The sequence below is a fragment of the Schaalia turicensis genome (assembly GCF_019380255.1).
GTDB lineage: Bacteria > Actinomycetota > Actinomycetes > Actinomycetales > Actinomycetaceae > Pauljensenia > Pauljensenia turicensis_A.
The window spans coordinates 1,151,785-1,171,638 of the sequence record NZ_CP048928.1 but is presented as its reverse complement, the minus strand read 5'-3'; the positions used below and the strand labels follow the sequence as shown (position 1 = coordinate 1,171,638).

The following is a 19,854-nucleotide window of genomic DNA, read 5'->3' as shown; positions in this document are numbered from 1 at the left end:
CGCAGTACGTGTATGGGTTAAAGTCTCAGCTTTCGATCGAACCGATGATCGTGAAGGTCATCGTGTGGGATTGGCCAGGGGCAAGCACAATGAGATCCTTGCCTGAATTAAAGGCATTCGGGGGGCAGGTCATTGGCTCAACAGCGATGCCGGTTCGTCCCATGGAATCAGCAGTGAACGCCTGAACCCACGGGGTGTCAGCCTTCAATTGAACCGTCAATCCGGTTTCTGGATCACGCAGTTGAACGGTCCATTCACCTTCGGGCAAACCGGTGAAAGCATGGTCAACAGATTGTGAGCCAAGTAGGCGCGGAGTGCGGAAATCACGCTCAAGATCATCTACCGGGACCGTTTCAACAGGAGCCATGTTCTGATCGACCCGGATGATTTCAGAGGCTGGAATCGTAACCTCGTATCCATCATTCTTCTTGCCATCGAGTGACAGGTAGGGGTGGGACGAAACACCATATGGGGCGGGTGCGGAGCCGATGTTTTTTGCCACTAGAGTGACGGTCAGACCACGGCAGGCGCTGAGCGCGTAGGTTACCCACGCTTCAATCGGCCACGGGTAGCCATAGCGGGGAGCGATGAATGCTCCCAGTGTTGCTGAGTCAGAATCAGCGTGAATGATCGTCCAGTCAACCCAGGTCATCAGACCGTGCAATGCTGAGCCGGTTGCAGCTTCATTCACGTCAACCGTGTAGGTGATGTCTTCCCATGTGTATGTTCCTCCAGCAATACGGTTCGGCCAGGGCATCAGCGTTTTCCCCAAGTAGCCTTCGGGAATTTCATCCGCGTCATGGGCGACGACTAAGTCGCGCCCTGCGTACGTGAGTGCGGCGAGTCCGGCGCCGACGGTAACAATCCGAGCCTCATATTCTCCAGAAGAAAGAAAGATTTCGTAACCGGACGCGTGACGGGTAGGCATGGGTGCTCCTGACGGTTGGTGAATGCGTGGACTAGCACGCTTATGCAATCAAGCTTAGTTGCGAAAAGTGACAAAGTGGGGAAGGAAATTGACGAGGCACGAACTGGCACTCTACCGATTTGTTCAGTGGCTAGATGTTCGTCATTCGGTCGTGACACAATGGGCGGGTGACACTTTCGTCGCACAACTTTTACCAAGGAGGAATCGTGACCACCACCGTCACGCGTGAATTCGTTGCTGGTCTGCCCAAGGCAGAACTGCATCTCCACCTTGAGGGCACGCTTGAACCCGATCTTAAGCTTGCTCTTGCTACCAAGCACGGTGTCGATATCGGTCAGTCGACCATCGAGGAAGTTCAGGCCAGCTACAACTTCACCGACCTGACCTCGTTCCTCGCCGTCTATTACCCGGCGATGAATGTCCTGCAGGATGAAGAGGACTTCGAGGCTCTGGCCTCCGCTTACTTTGCGCGAGCCAAGGCGAACGGTGTTCGTCGCGCTGAGTGCTTCTTCGATCCCCAGGCTCACACCACGCGTGGTATTGCGATTGAAACTGTCATCAACGGCTACTACAAGGCTGTTGAGAAGGCACGCGAAGACGGACTCTCCGCTGACCTGATTCTCTGCTTCCTGCGTGATATGAGCGCAGAATCCGCGCGAGAAACCCTTGAAGCAGCACTGCCACACAAGGACAAGTTCTTCGCCGTTGGCCTAGATTCTGACGAGCGCGATAATCCACCGGAGAAGTTCGCCGAGGTCTTCGCGATGGCGAAGGACAACGGTCTGCATGTCACGATGCACTGCGACATTGATCAGGTTGGCTCTATCGACAATATCCGTCGTGCGCTGACTGAGCTCGGTGCCGAGCGCCTTGACCATGGCACGAACATCGTGGAAGACGATGCGCTGGTTCAGCTGGTCGCAGATAGGGGCATTGGCTTGACCTCCTGCCCGCTATCGAACTCGTTCGTCACCGCGAACAACCACGATATGAAGGACAAGGAAGTGAAGACTCTCCTTGAACGTGGCGTGAAGGTCACCATCAACTCTGATGACCCGGCCTACTTCGGTGGCTACGTTGCCGACAATTTCTACGCTCTTGCCGACCAGGCAGGCTTCACTAAGGACATGCTTGTTCAGCTGGTACGTAATTCTCTTGAAATCGCTTGGGTTTCCGACGCAGAGCGTGCACGCCTGCTGGGTGAGCTCGACGCTTTTGTTGCAGCCAACTGACTCGGTCTTCTGGTTTCACTGGGGGCGCTTAGCCGATCGCGTCAGACCCCGTGACGTCTCGTGGCGAATGTGCCAAGAACGGTGAGACTTCCGACCTGAATAAACGTGGGGGCGGGTGCTACTCATTGATAGCACCCGCCCCTTTCACGAAAAAATACCCGCAAAGTGCGTGGCGCATAGAGTAAAGAGACTCAAGTGGGGCCTCGTCGATAGGACGAACAGCGACTGAGCGTCAGTGAACCTCGAAGCCCAGTAAGCGGAAGTAATCACGAACTTCCTCGGTCGCCTCAGGCGAGGGTGGCTTTGTGTCACGCAACTGATAATCCAAGCCCAGTGAATCCCACTTATCCTGACCCATCTGATGGAAGGGGAGGACCTCAACGCGGTCGATGACATTGCGCCACCTCGTGATGATGTTTCCGATCGCTTCGATATTGTCCTTGCCATCAGTTAATCCCGGCACCAAGACAAAACGAATCCACACGCGTGTCGTGCCACGCGCCGCCAGGCGATCACCGAAGTCAACGGTCGGCTGAAGGTCGCCGGTCGTGACCTTCTTATAGAGCTCAGGGATGCCGGACTTCACGTCCAGCAGAACCAAATCCAGATCGTCGAGCATCGCGTCATCGCAGTTCGCGCCAAGGAACCCCGACGTATCCAAACAGGTGTGAACCCCCATTGCTTTCGCTCCGGCCAAGATGCGACGAACAAACTCCGGCTGCATCATGGCTTCGCCACCGGACAGGGTGATACCGCCACCCGTCGTGCGGAAAATCTTACGGTAGCGACGGATACGGCCGAGGATCTCGTCGATCTCAACGGGCGTTCCATTCTTCATGAAGAACGTGTCGGGATTGTGGCAGTACAGGCAGCGGAGCCCGCATCCGTTAAGGAAAATCGTCAGACGCGTTCCCGGGCCGTCGACAGCGGTCACAAGCTCCCACGAGTGAACGGATCCCAGCGTGCCGTCATGCATCTTGTGCAGGCGCTCCGTGCGTTCCATCTCGCTCAGCTCACCCAGGCCTGCGACTCCTTGACCGCCCACGCGACCGGTCGGTGCTTGGAAGTCTTGATCGCGGAGCTTCGAGTGGGAATCAATGGGTCCGGTGGGAACGATTGAAGATCCATCGCCTACGGGGGCGGTGTGGGAAAGCTCAGTCATGGTGTCCTGATCGTGAATGAAAGGGAACGAGGCGCACGTTCACGCTCTGTTCATTGTGAGTGCGCAATTGTTAAGGGCGTCGACGCAATTCGGGGCGCAGGAAGAACCCCGCGCCCCGAACCGGAAGGTGCTGAATCTGTTTTACGCCAGCGTAAAGCGGATATCAGGCCGAGTGGTGGAAGGTACGCGAGAGAACGTCAAGCTGCTGCTCGCGGGTGAGCTTCACGAAGTTAACGGCGTAGCCGGAAACGCGAACGGTCAGGTTCGGGTACTTCTCGGGGTGCTCGATTGCGTCTTCCAGGGTGGAACGATCAAGAACGTTGATGTTGGCGTGGTACAGGCCGTCGGACTCGCCGCGCTCTTCACGGGCTGCCTTCATGTCTGCGAGGCGCTCTTCGTAGGTCTTGGTTGCCATGATGATTTTCTCCTTATGGGTGTTGTCTGGTCTCGGGAGCGGGGCTTGGTAGTGCCCCGCTCCCGGTAAGAATGATTAGTTACTGGAAATCATTTCACAGGTATCGTCCGGGACGAAGCCTGCATCGAGGATTCCGACAAGGTTGTCGATCTGCTCGGCCTTTGTACGGCCAAGGCCGGACGGGGTGATGGTGTTCGTCAGCGAGATACCGTCGAGCGCATCGTTGTAGTCGAGCTTACCGACCGACAGCATGGAAGCAACCATGCCGTGGGTGTCGATGCCGTTCTCCGGGTTTGCGCCCGGTGCGAACGGGGTGCCTGCGCGGTGACCGGATGGAAATGCGCCGGTTGCCTTGCCGTAGACGACGTTCGAGGTGATCGTCAGGACGGACTGCGTCGGGATTGCGTCGCGGTACATCGGGATCTGACGGATCTTGTCCATGACGGTGTGGACGACGGTTGCGGCGATCTCATCGGCGCGGTCGTCATCGTTGCCGTAGGTCGGGAATTCGCCTTCGGTTGTGTAGTCGACAACCAGTCCGGTTTCGTCGCGGATCGGCGTGACCTTTGCGTACTTGATGGCTGCCAGCGAGTCAGCAACGATCGACAGGCCTGCGATACCGCACCCCATGGTGCGGATGATTTCGGAATCGTGCAGTGCCATCTCGACTGCTTCGTATGCGTAGCGGTCGTGGCAGTAGTGGATAATGTTGAGGGCTTCAACGTAGGTGCCGACAACCCAGTCGAGCATCTCTTCGTACTTGGCCCAGACCTCGTCGAACTTCAGTGGTTCGTCGCCGGTGATGGGCTCGTAGCCTTCAACGACCTGCTTGCCACTCATTTCGTCGCGACCACCGTTGATGGCGTAGAGCAGGGCCTTTGCAGCGTTGACGCGTGCGCCGAAGAACTGCATCTGCTTGCCGACCTTCATCGGGGAGACGCAACATGCGATGGCGGCGTCGTCGCCCCAGTGTTGGCGGATCTGCGGGTCGGACTCATATTGGATGGACGAGGTTTCGATCGAGATCGCTGCGCAGAATTCCTTGTAGCCCTTGGGCAGGTTTTCGTCCCAGAAGATCGTGATATTCGGTTCGGGGGCGGGGCCTAGGTTACGCAGGGTCTGCAACAGGCGGAATGAGGTCTTGGTGACCAGCGTGCGACCGTCGTCGCCGAAGCCTGCGTCTGACCAGGTTGCCCAGTAGGGGTCTCCCGAGAAGATCTGGTCGTAATCAATCGTGCGAAGGAAGCGCGTGATGCGGAGCTTGATGACGAGGGCGTCGATGATCTCCTGTGCGTCGGATTCGGTGATGAGACCGGCGGCGAGGTCGCGCTCGAAGTAGACGTCGAAGAAGGCGGAGAGGCGACCGATCGACATCGCGGCGCCGTCCTGCGACTTCACAGAGGCGAGGTAGCCGAAGTAGGTCCACTGGACCGCTTCCTTCGCGGTTTTCGCGGGCCCGGAGATGTCGAAGCCGTAGTCGGCCGCCATCTTCTTCAGCTTCTTGAGCGCCTTGATCTGCTCGGAGTGCTCCTCGCGGTAGCGTGCCCAGTGCTCGGAGAAAGGCTGGTCTGCGTAGCGGTCCTTGTCCTGTTGCTTCCACTCGATGAGCTGATCGACGCCGTAGAGGGCGACGCGGCGGTAGTCGCCGATGATGCGACCGCGACCGTAGGCGTCCGGCAGGCCAGTGATGATGTGCGAGGAGCGGGCGGCTCGGATCCGCGGCGTGTAGATGTCGAAGACCGCGTCATTGTGGGTCTTGCGGTACTGGGTGAAGATCTTCTTGACCTCGGGGTCGACCTCCTTACCGGCCTCCTTGATGGCGGTCTCGACCATGCGCCAGCCACCGTTGGGCATCATCGCGCGCTTGAGGGGGGCGTCCGTCTGCAGGCCGACGATAACGTCGTCGTCGGAGGAGATGAAACCGGGCTTGAAGGCGTCGATGTCGGCGGGGGTGTGGGTGTCGACGTCGAGGATGCGGACCTTGCGTTCCTCGGAAAGGTACTCCTTTTCGAGGGTGTCCCAGACGCGGAGGGTCTTTTCGGTGGGACCTGCGAGGAAGGAGGCATCGCCCTCGTACGGCGTGTAGTTACGCTGGATGAAGTCGCGGACGTCGATTTCTTTGTCCCAATTTCCAGTTTTGAAATCGGTCCAAGCCTCTTGTGTGGGGATGCTGGGAGCGGTCTGCTCTGTCATCGTTCCTCTTCTCAATAAATGCTTGCGGCCGATCGTTGTACCGCACTGCATTAGATGATTCTCGAATGTGTACCGGTAGGTACCTTGTAACAATTGTGTACCTACATAGTTAGGGTTTCCATACAGAGGTCATTTGTCACAGGTGCGGGTTATCACAACGTGCACAATTGTTAACAATAAACATTTTCGAGGGGGACGTTAGTCCTAAGTGTGGGTGTGATGTTCTTTAAGCACGAGGTTGCGCTCGACTATTGTTCTCTCTCAAAGAAATGGACGCGCGTATGTATTGAGTCCTATCTATGCCTATGCTCATTACCAACAGCGCAAACACGTGCGTGAGTGGTCAAGGAGTTTCTCGGTGGAAGAGCGTAGCCCCGAACTGAAAGTCGGTGTTCTCGGTGCAGGTACCGTCGGATCACAGGTTATCCGAATGCTCACAGAGCAGGCCGACGATTTTGAAGCTCGTTCAGGTGCGCGTATACGCGTGAACAAGGTAGCGGTCCGCAGGCTTGATGCGCCTCGTGACTACGATGTGGATCCTGCACTTCTGACGACCCATCCCGAAGAAGCCATCGATGGCCACGACATTGTCGTTGAATTGATCGGCGGTATTGAGCCAGCCCGAACCTATGTCATCCGAGCACTCAAACAGGGCATTTCCGTGGTGACCGGCAACAAGGCCCTTCTTGCTACTCACGGTCCAGAGCTGTATGCCGCTGCGGCTGAAACCGGCGCAGACCTCTACTACGAGGCCTCGGTTGCGGGCGCAGTTCCCGTCGTTTACGGCCTGCGCGAATCGCTTGCGGGTGACCGCATCACCAAGGTGATGGGCATCGTCAATGGCACGACCAATTTCATCCTCGATGCGATGGCGTCGCGCGGCCTGTCCTATGAGGAAGCGTTGAATCAAGCCCAGGAGCTCGGTTTTGCCGAAGCCGATCCCAGCTCAGATGTTGACGGTTTCGATGCGGCGGCAAAGTGTTCAATTCTGGCCTCGTTGGCTTTCCATACGCGCGTCGGAATCGATGACGTTGCCGTTGAGGGCATCACCAAGATCACGGCAGAAGATATGGAAGAAGCTGCCTTCTTCGGTCGTACGATCAAGCTTCTTGCCATCGCTGAGCGTTGTGTTGGAGAAGACGGTAAAGACGGCGTTGCCATGCGCGTCCACCCCGCGCTCGTCCCGCTCGATTCGCCTCTGGCCAGTGTCGATGGAGCATTCAACGCCATCCTCATCGAAGGTGAAGCAGCAGGCCGTCTGATGTTCTACGGTCAGGGTGCAGGTGGTGCTCCCACCGCGTCCGCTGTTCTTTCGGACCTCGTCGCTGCTGCCCACCACCGCGCATTCGGCGGACACGCACCCCGTGAGTCCGTCTACGCTCACCTGCCGATTCTTGACCCGGGCATGGCCTTCACTCGCTACCAGATTCGTATGCAGGTAGAGGATCGCCTTGGTGTACTTTCCGATGTTGCCGGAATATTCGCTCGCCACGGCGTCTCCATCCAGTCTGTGCATCAGCGCGACGACAAGGAGCCGGGTGCCTGCGTGATCGTGGCGACAACCCACCTTGCCCGCGAAGCGGATCTGGCGGCAGTCGCACACGCCCTGTCGCACTCGCCCGCGGTTCGTGAAGTCACCAGCGCGATTCGCGTCGAAGGGGAGTGACATGAGAATCACCGAAGAATTCGTTGCCGTCTGCGTCCCCGCAACCAGCGCGAACCTTGGCCCAGGATTCGATTCGCTGGGGCTGGCGCTGAACCTTTGGGACGAAGTTGCAGTTCACGCAACCTCCGGAGTCCACACAAGCGTCACCGTTGAAGGTGAGGGCGCAGGGAATGTTGCAACCGGTGAAGACAATCTTGTCGTCCAAGCGATGCGCTTAGCGCTCGATCGTGCGGGCGCACCGCAGGTTGGCGTGAAAATGCGTTGCACAAACCGCATCCCTCATTCGCGCGGAATGGGTTCATCGGCCAGTGCGATCGTTGCGGGAATTCTTCTTGCTCGCGCGCTTATCGGGCGCGAGGATGTCCTGACGGACGAAGAAGTCCTCATGATCGGTACCGAATTGGAAGGACACCCCGACAACGTTGCGCCAGCAATCGCTGGTGGAGCAACCATCGCGTGGGTCGATAACGGCCGGCCGGGTGCAGTTTCACTCTCGGTTCCTCACACCATTGCCCCCGTCGTCTTTATACCTGACTTTAAATTGGCAACCGAAAAGGCCCGTTCCGCTCTTCCGCAAGTGGTCGCCCATACAGATGCGCGCTTCAATGTTGCCCGAGCCGCTCTTCTTTCTGCGCTCCTTTCAGGACAGGCTCGTTCGGTGGGGCAGGCCTCGTTCCATGATCTGCTGATGGATGCCACGGCGGATGTTTTGCACCAGGAATACCGACGCGAAGCCATGGAGCCTTCGCTTGCGCTGGTGGATTGGTTGCGCAATGCCGGCATCGCGGCCACAGTTTCTGGTGCTGGACCGACGGTTCTGGCCGTGGAGACGGTGCCGGACGAAATCTGCGCGGACGCCAGATCAGCGGGCTGGAAGGTCATGGCTCTTGACGTGCCAAGCAAAGGTGCGGCGATTACTCGCGGGCGACTGGCGAAGCTCTACTGATTATCCTTCAGTTCTGTTTTCTTTGTTTTCTTTCAGTCTCGTGTGACTTTATGCGCACAAACGCGCGACTTTAACGTTGTGGTGCCTATAGAGACAAACGGTTGGTACACTTGAAGCGGGTCTTACGGCCCGCCACGTTTTGGTGGCTCATCCCTTACGTCACGCGATCAGCGTTATCGCAACGTATTCCTCCCGTTTTAAAGGGAGATCCCCATTTGCTCGAAAAGAGCATTCCATATCCAGTGAGGATTCATTCGTGACAAACGAACAAGCCGCCCCCAAGACACAGTCTGCATTGCGGGGCATGAAGCTGGCTGAACTCCAGGCGCTAGCTTCCAGCCAAGGTCTCAAGGGTACGTCAAAGATGCGTAAGGCCGACCTGATCGAAGCTCTTTCTTCCTCGTCTGCGCCAGCTAAGAAGGCTTCCGCTTCATCTGACGAGGCCCCCACGCGCCGTGCCCGTGGTACGCGTCGTGCGGCTACCGCTGAAGTTTCACATGAGCAGGTTGCGCCTGCTACCCAGGCACCTGCCCAGGACCAGGGAACCCAGGATCAGGGAACGAAGAATGACGACGCTGAACAGCCCCAGCGCAAGTCACGTCGTCGTCGCGTCGCGACCGCCGGACCAACCGAACCGGCGACTATTGAACTGCCGGCTCCCAAGAAGGGCGGTGAGAAGCCCGAAGCGGAAGAAAACGCTTCCGTCAAGGCTCCGTCCCTGGACGCCATTGAGCTTCCCGAAGGGGAAGAAGGCGAAGAGCGCGGTCGTAACCGCCGTGATCGCAACAACCGTCGCCGTGATCGCAACAACCGCAACGATCGCTATAATCGTCGTAACCGTGACCGCAATGATCGTGGCGACCGCGAAGAACAGGTGCGCGAAGACGAACAGTTTGCTCCGATCGCTGGCATCTTGGATATTCAGGACAATCACGCATTTGTTCGCACTTCTGGTTATCTTCCCGGTCCGAACGATGTGTATGTCACCCTTGGCAACGTTCGCCGTTGGGGTCTGCGTGCGGGCGATGCCGTTGCAGGTGCCGTTCGGCAGCCCCGTGAAGGTGAACGGCAGCGTCAGAAGTACAACGCTCTGGTTCGCGTTGACTCCGTGAACGGCATGTCGATCGAGGAAGCGCAGGCTCGTCGCGAGTTCTCCAAGCTCACCCCGGTTTACCCGAATGAGCAACTACGCCTCGAAACGTCCGCAAAGGCATACACGCCACGCGTTATCGACTTGGTCGCTCCGATCGGTAAAGGCCAGCGTGGCCTGATCGTTTCGCCACCGAAGGCCGGTAAGACGATGGTCATCCAGCAGATCGCGAAGGCTATCGAGATCAACAATCCCGAGGTTCACCTGATGGTCGTCCTGGTTGACGAACGTCCGGAAGAAGTGACGGATATGCGTTCGATCGTCAAGGGGGAGGTCATTGCCTCGACCTTCGACCGCCCCGCATCGGATCACACGATCGTCGCCGAACTTGCCATAGAGCGCGCAAAGCGTCTGGTTGAACTCGGCCAGGATGTTGTCGTTCTTCTTGACTCGATCACGCGACTGTCGCGCGCCTACAACCTAGCCGCACCGGCTTCCGGCCGTATCCTGTCGGGTGGCGTTGACGCATCCGCCCTGTACCCGCCGAAGAAGTTCTTCGGTGGCGCCCGTAATCTCAAGGAAGGCGGCTCGCTTACCATCATCGCGTCGGCTCTGGTTGAGACCGGTTCGAAGATGGACGAGGTCATTTTCGAAGAGTTTAAGGGCACCGGCAATATGGAACTGCGTCTGTCGCGTCAGCTGGCAGACCGTCGTATCTTCCCAGCGATCGACGTCAATGCGTCCGGTACCCGCCGTGAAGAAATGCTGTTCCAGCCTGAAGAACTTCGCATCATGTGGAAGCTTCGTCGCGTGATTGGCACGCTGGATCAGCAGTCCGGTCTGGAACTGATCCTTGAAAAGCTCAAGGAAACCCAGTCGAACGCTGAGTTCCTGATGATGGTCCAAAAGACCACTCCCAGTGCTGACTGAGAACCCCCTGACGTGAAACGCGCGTCAAAAGGTCGCGCGTTTCACGCATATGAGGGCCCTGCCACATAGACGTAAGAGCGCCGAAAGTGGCACAATTGACGCCGTCGGCCATCGGTTCACCGGTTCGCCACCGTTTGGATACTCCAATTGGATACTCCAAGGCGGAAGGATACTTGCCACCAGATGTGGGAAGATCTGCGGATCCGGACCCGGGGCACCAACGAACCCAGGAGATACTCCATGAAGAAGGACATCCACCCCGAATACGTGGATACCCTCGTGACTTGCACGTGCGGTAACAGCTTCCACACCCGTTCCACCCTCACCACCGGTGAGATGCGCGTGGACGTCTGCTCCGCTTGCCACCCGTTCTACACCGGCAAGCAGAAGATCCTCGACACCGGCGGTCGCGTCGCTAAGTTCGAGGCACGTTACGGAAAGCGTGTTCGCCCCTCCAAATGAGGCAAGCGTACGTTGCGTTTTGATCGGCGCCGGGAGCGTTAAGCGCCCGGCGCCGAGGCGTATCTGGCCACTCAGCTTTAAAGGAAGTCCATGACAGTCGATAACGAGACCAGTGAAGGTCTGAGTGCCCTTGAAGCACTCTTGAGCGAGTACGAAAGCGTCGAACAGGAGATGTCGGCGCCGGATACTCTGTCCAACCCTGCGAAGATGCGTCGCGTGGGAAGGCGTTTCGCTGAGCTGTCTCGCATCAAGGCTGCTGCTGATCGACTCTCGAGCACCCGAGATGACCTTGAGGCTGCCCGTGAACTGGCCACGGAAGATCCATCGTTCGCTGACGAGATTCCAGGCCTCGAAAATGAGGCGCAAGACGCCTACGACGCGCTACTGAAAATCCTCGCACCGCGCGACAGTGAGGATGCCCTCGACGTCATCCTCGAAATTAAAGCAGGGGAGGGCGGTGAAGAATCCGCTCTTTTCGCATCCGACCTCGCTCGCATGTACGCGCGCTACGCCGAATCGAAGGGCTGGAGCGTCCAAGAACTCTCTTCAACGGACACTGAACTCGGTGGCTACAAAGACATCACGCTGGCAATTCGCGCCAAGGGAACCGTGACCCCAGAAGAAGGCGTGTGGGCTCACTTAAAGTTCGAGGGCGGAGTTCACCGCGTGCAACGCGTGCCCGTCACCGAGTCGCAGGGTCGTATTCACACCTCCGCAGTCGGCGTCTTCGTCATGCCCGAAATTGAAGATGACACTGAGATTGTCATCGACCCGAACGACCTGCGCATTGACGTCTACCGTTCCTCGGGTCCCGGTGGCCAGTCGGTGAACACCACGGATTCCGCTGTCCGCATCACCCACATTCCGTCGGGCATCGTGGTCTCGATGCAGAACGAAAAATCGCAGCTACAGAACAAGGAAGCAGCCCTGCGCGTCTTGGCGTCCCGTTTGGCAGCCGAAGCTCGTGCGAAGCGCGAAGCTGAAGCATCGGCCCAGCGCCTCAGCCAGGTTCGCACCGTTGATCGTTCCGAGCGCGTACGCACCTACAACTTCCCAGAAAACCGCATCGCTGAACACCGCACCGGCTACAAAGCGCACAATCTTGATCGCGTGCTTGCCGGCGAACTTGAGCCCGTCATCGCTTCGCTGATCGAAGCCGATGAAGCCGAGCGACTCGCCTCTGCCAGCGCCTGAGAGTCTCTCGCGACCATTTCACCGATCGTCCAATGACTGCCGAGATTTCCACCGTCCGCGACGCTCTTGCCTTCGCACGCGCCCAGCTTTCACAGATCGACGAGGCCGCTCCAGCTTCCGAGGCGCGCGAACTTCTGGAATGGGCGGCGGATGTGGAATCACTGTGGTTAATCCGTGAGCCCATCGCCCCAGCGATCGTTCATCGCTTTATTGATGGGGTTGAACGACGAATGAAACGTGTTCCACTGCAACACATCACTGAGCGCATGTTCTTCCGTGGTCTGACGTTGCGTGCAATGCCAGGTGTCTTCGTGTGCCGTCCAGAAACCGAAGTCGTTGCGGGCCAGGCGATCGATCAGGCGCGCGAGATCCTGAAAACTCGTGACAGCGTGCGCCTCGTCGATCTGTGTACCGGATCTGGTGCAATCGCCTGCTCGCTCGCACACGAAATCCCCAAAAGCGATGTTTTCGCCGTCGAACTGTCGCCGGTGGCATTCCAATGCGCCAGGGAAAATTGTGAAAAATACGGTGGCGGGCGCATTGGCCTCGTGAACGGTGACGCAACTGACCCGGCCACTTTGGCTGACCTTGACGGCAGTGTCGACATTGTTGTCTCGAACCCGCCTTACGTTCCTTTTAACGAGGCTCCGACGCAGGCAGAAGCCCAGCGAGACCCGGATATGGCACTCTACGGGCTGGGAGAGAGTGGCATGCAGATTCCATCTGCGATCCTCGCGCGCAGCGCCACCTTGCTGAAGCCCGGCGGTTGGGTGATTGTTGAACACTCGCCGAGTCAATCAGAACTGATGCGTACCGCTGCACAACGGGCAGGCTTCACGCACCCTCAGACCATGCCCGATCTGACGGGTCGTGATCGCTATCTTGTTACCAGACGTGGCACAATGCCGATGTGACTACGCGAATCATTTCTTGCACCCCCACGTGGGATAGCTCAGACCTGAAGGAAGCGACAACCGCTGTCAAAAGCGGTCAGCTGATCGTCATCCCGACAGACACCGTGTACGGAATCGGGTGCGATGCGAGTAATCCTGACGCAGTGGCTCGCGTTCTTGCAGCCAAGGGACGAGGTCGCCAAATGCCGCCGCCCGTTGTCGTTCCGGGGCGCGAATCAATCGAAACTCTTTGCGTCGATATCCCCGAGGCTGCATACCGGTTGACAGATGAATACTGGCCGGGCGGATTGACTCTGATCCTGCGGGCGCGCCCCGATCTTGGCTGGGATCTGGGTGAAACCGGGGGAACAATCGGCGTGCGTATGCCGAACGAGCCCCGCATCCGCACACTGTTGGATACGGTCGGCCCACTGGCTTTGACCAGCGCAAACACCACCGGAAATCCACCGGCAACAAGCGTTGGCGAAGCAGTGGACTACTTTGGGACGCAGGTTCCGCTCTACGTTGACGGTGGCCCGACTCCCGGCTCGACACCCTCAACAATCCTCGACTTCACGAAGGGTGGGGTACGGGCAATCCGTCTGGGCACACTATCCTTAGAACAGTTATCGCTTACCGCTGGAACCACCATCGAACCCGCGAACACGTCAAAGTGATCGCAACCGGTTCACACTGAAAGGCCTGGAACCCCCGACCGATGAAGGTCTATCTTCTGCTCATGCTCGTCGCCATGGGAGTCACCGTTTTGATGACTCCCATTGTCAGGTGTGCGTGCATTGCGTGGGGGATTGTTCCCAAGCTGCGTTCCCGTGATATCCAGAAGGACCCGATTCCTCGCCTTGGTGGAATCGCGATGACGGTCGGTCTTGTCGTGACGCTTTTATTGGCGTCGAGGATTCCCTACATGAGTCCCCTGTATGCAACCAGTATTCCCTGGGCAGTCCTTTTTGCCACTCTCGGAATGTGCATCCTTGGAGTTATCGACGATGTCATCGAACTGGACTGGATGGCGAAACTGTCCGGGCAGATTCTGATCACCGGAATCATGGCGTTTAACGGTGTTCAGCTGGTATCTTTCCCGATCTTCGGCATCACCATCGGGTCATCGCGCCTGTCTTTGATCGTGACAGTGTTCCTTGTCGTCGGCATCATTAACGCCGTCAATTTCATTGATGGTCTTGATGGGCTAGCAGCGGGGATTATCGCTATCGGGGCGGCGGCATTCTTCGTCTATTCCTATTCGGTGACCCGCATCGTCGGCGCAACATCGTATGCGACGACGGCCTCGTTGATTACGATCACGCTGGTAGGCGTATGTGTCGGCTTCCTCTGGTTCAACTTCCACCCATCGTCAATCATGATGGGCGGGGGAGCGGAGACACTCGGTCTTGTTTTGGCTGCAGCCGGCATCATCATGACTGGGCAAATTAACCCATCACTGCTGGGAACGCAACAGGTTTTCGTCGGGGTGCTCCCGATTGTTCTGCCCTTGTCGGTCATTTTCATCCCGATTCTTGACTTGATTGTCACGTCGATCAGGCGAATGCTTCGAGGCAAGAGCCCATTCCACGCCGACCGATCCCACTTCCATGATCGTCTGATCATGCGAGGACACTCGCACCGTACGGTCGTCGCGATCATGTGGATGTGGACAGCCCTAGTGTGTATTCCCGCAGTCTGTCTGCTTGTGGTCGACTGGAAGATCATTCTGCTGATTACCAGCCCATTCTTGGCTGTTGCTGTCGGGCTGACACTGCGCGAATTCCCTAGTGCCCGCTACAGCGCACGCTGAATACCCGTCGCCCACTTTTGAGAGAACTACCCTGTAATGACGACTTCCTCCCACAATCACGAACCGAAGGAAAACGAAGGAGTAGACGATTCTCGTCCCGCTTTCTTTGCTTCGACCGTGGCAAAGCTTGCGCGTCTTGAAATCGTGACCGCAGTGGTGGCGATCCTCCTTGTAGGGGCGCTGGGGTACGCGGGGGGAGCGCAAATCCTCTCAATCCTCCTTGCTATCGGCGTGATCGCGTCAGTTATTGGCATTCATGTGAGGTCGCTTCTGGAGCTCGCCCAGCCCGCCCGCAATCCTCTGGCGTGGATTGCCTTTTCGTACATCGGTCGCATCGGCGCAATCGCTCTGTTCGTCTATCTACCGACCGCTTTTGCCCAGCCGGCGCGTTTTCCCGCTACCTGCGCTTTGATCGCGATCGTCGGCTCCCAATTGTTCGAGTTGGTGGCGCTGGTGCGAATGCGCCAGTTCAACGTCGACTAGTTGTGCGAAGGTTCACGAGGCTCAGAAAGAACCTCGTGACTGGCTTTCGACTGCGTGTGTGAACTGCTCCTCTGAACGCTCGTTCGTTCCCATTTGGAAAACGTGAGCCATACCAATCTGGTGAGTTCATGTTTAAAGATGAATCAAAGCTCACGCTGCTGATACGATGGTCAGACCGCTTCATCAACGGTGAAAATGCCTGTCAAAGTCGAGTAACCTACCCGGGAGGACACCCTGTCCACGTCATCGCCCTCGACGAGCCGTCGAGCAAGCACCGCAAAACCGGTCTGGTATTGGACGCTTCTTGTCATTCTCGTCATCGTTATCGTTGTTACGGCAATTCCCGCTTTTACACAGCACCCCCATCAACCCGGACTTGAGGATTTTTTCCCGAGCGCAATTTTCGGGGAAGGAACTCTTTTTGAGTTCTCACGCTTGACTCTTGCCCGCGTGATCATGGCGCTTGTTCTCTGCCTTGCACTGGTCGGTGTTGCCCGTAAGCCGAAGCTCGTTCCAGGTCGCGGTCAGATGGCCGTTGAATTCCTCGCCGATTTTATTCGCGCGAATGTTGCGCTTGAAATGCTTGGGAACAAGAACGGTCGTCGCTTCGCAGGATTCATCGGGTTTGCATTTTTTGGCGTCTTGGCCATGAACCTTGCCGGCGTTATTCCCGGCATCAACATTGCAGCATCCTCGGTCGTTGCTGTTCCGATGGTGTTCGCCATCATCTCTTACGTGACCTTCGTCGGAAGCGGTATCAAGGCCCAAGGCATTGGCCACTACTTTAAGTCCCAACTTTTCCCGCCGGGATTGCCGAAGGCAATGTACCTGCTGATCACGCCGATTGAGTTCCTCTCGACGTTCATCGTTCGCCCGTCCACACTGATGTTGCGACTTTTGGCGAACATGATTGCTGGTCACCTGCTCTTGGGTATGACCTACTTCGGTACCGCAATCCTTCTGCACGAGCTCAACGCAATGAGCTCCCTTGGCGTGCTGACCGGCGCAGCAATGTTTGTCATGACGGCCTTCGAGGTTTTCGTTGCGTTCCTTCAGGCGTACATCTTCACGATCCTTTCCGCCGTTTACATCAAACTGTCCATCGAAGCTCACTGAGCCCAACCGCGCCTCTTGGCGTCCAATACAAAAGGAAGAACACTATGACAACCGCAGCATTTGCCTACATCGGCTACGGTCTTGCAACCCTTGGCCCTGGCATCGGCATTGGTCTCCTGGTCGGAAAGACCCAGGAATCCACCGCTCGTCAGCCTGAGGTTGGTGGCCGTCTGTTCACCAATATGATTATCGGCGCCGGCATGGTCGAGGCACTCGGTCTCATCGGCTTCGTTCTTCCGCTCATCGTTAAGTGACCATCGCTATGCACCAGGTAATCGCCGCGAGTGAGGAAGTAGGTGGCCTCGCCGTCATTCTTCCTCCGCTCTACGAGATCTTCTGGTCGGCGTTTGTTCTGCTCATCGTCCTCCTCCTCGTTGGTAAGTTTGCTCTTCCGCGTCTTTACGCTGCAATGGACGAACGCCAAGCGAAGATCGAAGAGGGCCTTGCTTTTGCCGAAAAGGCAAAGGAAGACCAGGCGCGTGTAACACGCGATCGTGAAGACGTGCTGAAGCAGGCGAATATCGAGGCTCACGAGATTCGTGAAAAGGCTTCCCAAGAAGCACAGGGCATCATTGCTGACGCGCGGGTGGAAGCACAGAACGAAGCAACCCGTATCCTCGAGAACGCGCAACGTCAGATTCTTGCTGAAAAGCAGGCAGCTGAGATCTCCCTGCGCTCTGACGTTGGTCTTCTGGCAACCGAGTTGGCAGAAAAGATCGTTGGTGAACATCTGAGCGACACCGCACTGACCAGCCGTGTCGTCGATCGTTTCCTTGACGATCTTGAGGCGGATACTCTCCGTGAAAGCGAGCGTACGAATCGATGAGTGAACTCGGTCGACTCTCTCGCGTTGCATATGCAACGCAACTCGAAGACGCACTAGCCCAGAGCGGTGTCGACGCGCGTGCAGTGGGAGAGGACTTCTTCTCCATCACTGACCTCGTGAAGAAAGAACCGCGGGTTATTCGTGCATTCACTGATCCATCACGTAGTGGTGACGACAAAGCCCAGCTGGTTCGCACTTTGCTGAGCTCGCACCTTACAACGGACGCTTCACTCAGCGTTCTTCAAATGATGGTGCGTGAACACTGGTCGAATCTCGATAGTTTTGCCGATGCCACGGAGGTCCTTGGTATCCTCGCAGTTCTTTCAGATGCGAATCGTGCTTCGAGCCTCGATAGAGTCGAATCCGAGCTCTTTGAAGTACGCCATTTCCTTGAAGGCAACCGTGAACTCCGCTTGAAGCTTTCCGATGCTTCGCTAGGCACATCCCATGAACGTGGTGATCTAGCCACCGCGATTTTTGAATCGAAGCTTTCAGTGTGGACGATGCGTTTGCTACGTCGTGCCGTCGGTCGTTCTCGTCGTGGGCGCCTTCTGGTGAACCTTCGGCGCTTCGCCGAATGGTCAGCTGTCATCCAAAACAGGCGGCTTGTCACAGTTCAAAGCGCGGTCGAAATGTCGCCAGAGCAGGTTTCTCGCTTGCGTTCGCTCTTGGAAAAGCGCTTCAACTCAGAGATTTCACTTGCTATCTCGGTCGTTCCCGGTCTTGTCGGTGGCTTCAAAATACGTGCACAGACAACATCGATCGATGCCAGCCTCTCGACTCGTATCTCAGATATGAAACAGGCTCTGGCTTCCTAACAGCCACCACTACCGATTAGAAACGTTTACAGAAGGAATTACTCATGACTGACCTGTCTATCAGTCCCGAGGAGATCCGTGGCGCATTGGACTCCTTCATGCAGTCCTACCGTCCCAGTGAAGTAGCCACCGAAGAGGTTGGCCACGTCACCGAGACCGCCGACGGTATCGCTCACATCGAAGGCTTGCCGGGCACAATGGCCAATGAGCTTCTCCGCTTCTCCGATGGCACACTTGGCCTGGCAATGAACCTTGAACAACGCGAAATCGGTGCCGTTATCCTCGGTGACTTCGGTGGCATCGAAGAAGGCCAAGTTGTTCACCGAACGGGTGAAGTTCTTTCTGTCCCGGTTGGTGATGGCTACCTTGGGCGTACGGTTGACCCGCTGGGTCGCCCGATCGATGGCTTGGGCGAGATCACCGATGTTGATGGCCGACGCGCACTCGAACTGCAGGCCCCCGGTGTCATGATGCGTAAGTCGGTTCACGAACCGTTGCAGACCGGCCTGAAGGCAATCGACTCAATGATCCCGATTGGTCGCGGACAGCGACAGCTGATCATCGGTGACCGCAAGACCGGTAAGACCGCGATTGCTCTGGACACGATCCTGAACCAGCGCGAAAACTGGAAATCCGGCGATCCGAACAAGCAGGTGCGATGCATCTACGTTGCTATCGGTCAGAAGGGCTCGACGATCGCTTCTGTGCGTTCAACTCTGGAAGATGCCGGTGCACTCGAATACACGACCATCGTTGCCTCCCCGGCTTCCGACCCCGCAGGCTACAAGTACATGGCCCCCTACACGGGTTCTGCACTTGGCCAGCACTGGATGTATCAGGGCAAGCACGTTCTGATCATCTTCGATGACCTCTCCAAGCAGGCTGAAGCCTACCGAGCGGTTTCCCTTCTTCTGCGTCGTCCGCCAGGGCGTGAGGCATACCCCGGTGACGTTTTCTACTTGCACTCTCGTCTCCTTGAACGTTGTGCGAAGCTCTCCGATGAGCTCGGTGCGGGTTCAATGACGGGGCTTCCGATCATTGAAACCAAGGCAAACGACGTGTCTGCCTACATTCCGACCAACGTCATTTCGATTACCGATGGTCAGATCTTCCTGCAGTCCGATCTGTTCAACTCGAATCAGCGCCCGGCCGTTGACGTCGGTATCTCGGTTTCTCGAGTTGGTGGCGACGCGCAGGTGAAGGCAATGAAGAAGGTTGCTGGCACGCTGAAGCTGACACTCGCTCAGTATCGTTCGATGGCTGCATTCGCCATGTTCGCTTCCGACCTTGATCCGGCAACCCGCCAGCAGCTGACTCGCGGTGAGCGTCTGATGGAGCTTCTGAAGCAACCGCAAGCATCGCCGTATTCGACTGCAGAGCAGGTCGCTTCGATCTGGACTGGTACGCATGGCTACTTGGATGATCTTGAGGTCGACGCGGTTCTTTCCTTCGAGCGCTCCCTGCTGGATCACCTGCGCGTGAACTCTTCAGTTCTGGGCACGATCGAATCAACCGGTCTGTTGGAAAGCGAAACAGAAGCTGAACTGGAATCCCAGGTGAAGGCATTCCATGATCAGTGGGTCAGCGCCGGTCGAGGCGTTGCCAATCTGGATGACTCCGAGGTGGAAGCAGCTCAGACTCGCGAAGAAATCACCCGTCAGCGTCCCTCGAACGAGAAGGCCTGATC

Annotated in this window: 19 protein-coding genes; 15 read left to right on the top strand and 4 right to left on the bottom strand. The window is 57.2% G+C overall.

The features are described from left to right. Nucleotides 1-25: 25 nt before the first annotated feature. Nucleotides 26-928, bottom strand: a complete 903-nt coding sequence (locus tag G5S47_RS05085; protein WP_219585217.1) for an aldose-1-epimerase — start codon at nucleotides 926-928, stop codon at nucleotides 26-28. Between the two features lie 206 nt (nucleotides 929-1,134). Here G5S47_RS05085 and add point away from each other — a divergent pair, with 206 nt between their 5' ends. Beyond that, entirely contained in the window at nucleotides 1,135-2,160 is a 1,026-nt protein-coding gene (gene add, locus G5S47_RS05080) for an adenosine deaminase (RefSeq protein ID WP_219585216.1), read from the top strand. A 232-nt stretch (nucleotides 2,161-2,392) separates the two neighbouring features. On the opposite strand, the gene pflA is transcribed toward add, so the two are convergent. The 3 genes from pflA to pflB all read right to left on the bottom strand — a co-directional run bounded on the left by pflA (nucleotide 2,393) and on the right by pflB (nucleotide 5,930). After that, a complete protein-coding gene (gene pflA, locus G5S47_RS05075; protein WP_218840325.1) occupies nucleotides 2,393-3,322 on the bottom strand; it encodes a pyruvate formate-lyase-activating protein in 930 nt (309 codons plus the stop codon). Between the two features lie 163 nt (nucleotides 3,323-3,485). Next, nucleotides 3,486-3,737: an autonomous glycyl radical cofactor GrcA2 gene (gene grcA2, locus G5S47_RS05070; protein WP_179369766.1), complete on the bottom strand. Its 252-nt coding sequence runs from the start codon at nucleotides 3,735-3,737 to the stop codon at nucleotides 3,486-3,488. Nucleotides 3,738-3,812: 75 nt separating this feature from the next. After that, nucleotides 3,813-5,930, bottom strand: a complete 2,118-nt coding sequence (pflB, locus tag G5S47_RS05065) for a formate C-acetyltransferase (RefSeq protein WP_219585215.1) — start codon at nucleotides 5,928-5,930, stop codon at nucleotides 3,813-3,815. Nucleotides 5,931-6,288: 358 nt separating this feature from the next. Here pflB and G5S47_RS05060 point away from each other — a divergent pair, with 358 nt between their 5' ends. The 14 genes from G5S47_RS05060 to atpA all read left to right on the top strand — a co-directional run bounded on the left by G5S47_RS05060 (nucleotide 6,289) and on the right by atpA (nucleotide 19,852). Next, nucleotides 6,289-7,596 carry a homoserine dehydrogenase gene (locus tag G5S47_RS05060; RefSeq protein ID WP_219585214.1) on the top strand — a complete coding sequence of 436 codons (1,308 nt, stop codon included), beginning with the start codon at nucleotides 6,289-6,291 and terminating at the stop codon, nucleotides 7,594-7,596. A gap of 1 nt (nucleotide 7,597) precedes the next feature. Continuing rightward, entirely contained in the window at nucleotides 7,598-8,542 is a 945-nt protein-coding gene (thrB, locus tag G5S47_RS05055; RefSeq protein ID WP_179369763.1) for a homoserine kinase, read from the top strand. Nucleotides 8,543-8,798: 256 nt separating this feature from the next. Beyond that, on the top strand, nucleotides 8,799-10,562 hold the full coding sequence (rho, locus tag G5S47_RS05050) for a transcription termination factor Rho (RefSeq protein ID WP_219585213.1): 1,764 nt from the start codon (nucleotides 8,799-8,801) through the stop codon (nucleotides 10,560-10,562). Nucleotides 10,563-10,802: 240 nt separating this feature from the next. Next, nucleotides 10,803-11,024, top strand: a complete 222-nt coding sequence (gene rpmE / locus G5S47_RS05045; RefSeq protein ID WP_006681271.1) for a 50S ribosomal protein L31 — start codon at nucleotides 10,803-10,805, stop codon at nucleotides 11,022-11,024. A 90-nt stretch (nucleotides 11,025-11,114) separates the two neighbouring features. Continuing rightward, nucleotides 11,115-12,218 (top strand): peptide chain release factor 1, encoded by a 1,104-nt coding sequence (prfA, locus tag G5S47_RS05040; protein ID WP_219585212.1) that lies wholly within the window; start codon nucleotides 11,115-11,117, stop codon nucleotides 12,216-12,218. Nucleotides 12,219-12,250: 32 nt separating this feature from the next. After that, complete coding sequence (gene prmC, locus G5S47_RS05035; RefSeq protein WP_219585211.1) at nucleotides 12,251-13,132, top strand: peptide chain release factor N(5)-glutamine methyltransferase; 882 nt, start codon at nucleotides 12,251-12,253, stop codon at nucleotides 13,130-13,132. Further along, nucleotides 13,129-13,788, top strand: coding sequence for an L-threonylcarbamoyladenylate synthase (locus G5S47_RS05030; protein WP_219585210.1), 660 nt, complete (start codon nucleotides 13,129-13,131; stop codon nucleotides 13,786-13,788). Before prmC ends, G5S47_RS05030 begins: the two co-directional genes overlap by 4 nt. A 41-nt stretch (nucleotides 13,789-13,829) precedes the next feature. Then, complete coding sequence (locus tag G5S47_RS05025) at nucleotides 13,830-14,924, top strand: glycosyltransferase family 4 protein (protein WP_103631931.1); 1,095 nt, start codon at nucleotides 13,830-13,832, stop codon at nucleotides 14,922-14,924. A gap of 36 nt (nucleotides 14,925-14,960) precedes the next feature. Next, on the top strand, nucleotides 14,961-15,407 hold the full coding sequence (locus G5S47_RS05020; RefSeq protein WP_219585209.1) for a hypothetical protein: 447 nt from the start codon (nucleotides 14,961-14,963) through the stop codon (nucleotides 15,405-15,407). 234 nt (nucleotides 15,408-15,641) lie between these two features. Continuing rightward, entirely contained in the window at nucleotides 15,642-16,523 is an 882-nt protein-coding gene (gene atpB / locus G5S47_RS05015; protein ID WP_219585870.1) for a F0F1 ATP synthase subunit A, read from the top strand. A 44-nt stretch (nucleotides 16,524-16,567) separates the two neighbouring features. Further along, entirely contained in the window at nucleotides 16,568-16,777 is a 210-nt protein-coding gene (gene atpE, locus G5S47_RS05010; protein ID WP_006681264.1) for an ATP synthase F0 subunit C, read from the top strand. Nucleotides 16,778-16,785: 8 nt separating this feature from the next. Continuing rightward, entirely contained in the window at nucleotides 16,786-17,349 is a 564-nt protein-coding gene (locus G5S47_RS05005; RefSeq protein WP_103631928.1) for a F0F1 ATP synthase subunit B, read from the top strand. Then, complete coding sequence (gene atpH, locus G5S47_RS05000; RefSeq protein ID WP_179369756.1) at nucleotides 17,346-18,167, top strand: ATP synthase F1 subunit delta; 822 nt, start codon at nucleotides 17,346-17,348, stop codon at nucleotides 18,165-18,167. Before G5S47_RS05005 ends, atpH begins: the two co-directional genes overlap by 4 nt. A 44-nt stretch (nucleotides 18,168-18,211) precedes the next feature. Continuing rightward, complete coding sequence (gene atpA / locus G5S47_RS04995) at nucleotides 18,212-19,852, top strand: F0F1 ATP synthase subunit alpha (RefSeq protein ID WP_103631926.1); 1,641 nt, start codon at nucleotides 18,212-18,214, stop codon at nucleotides 19,850-19,852. The last annotated feature ends 2 nt before the right edge of the window (nucleotides 19,853-19,854 follow it).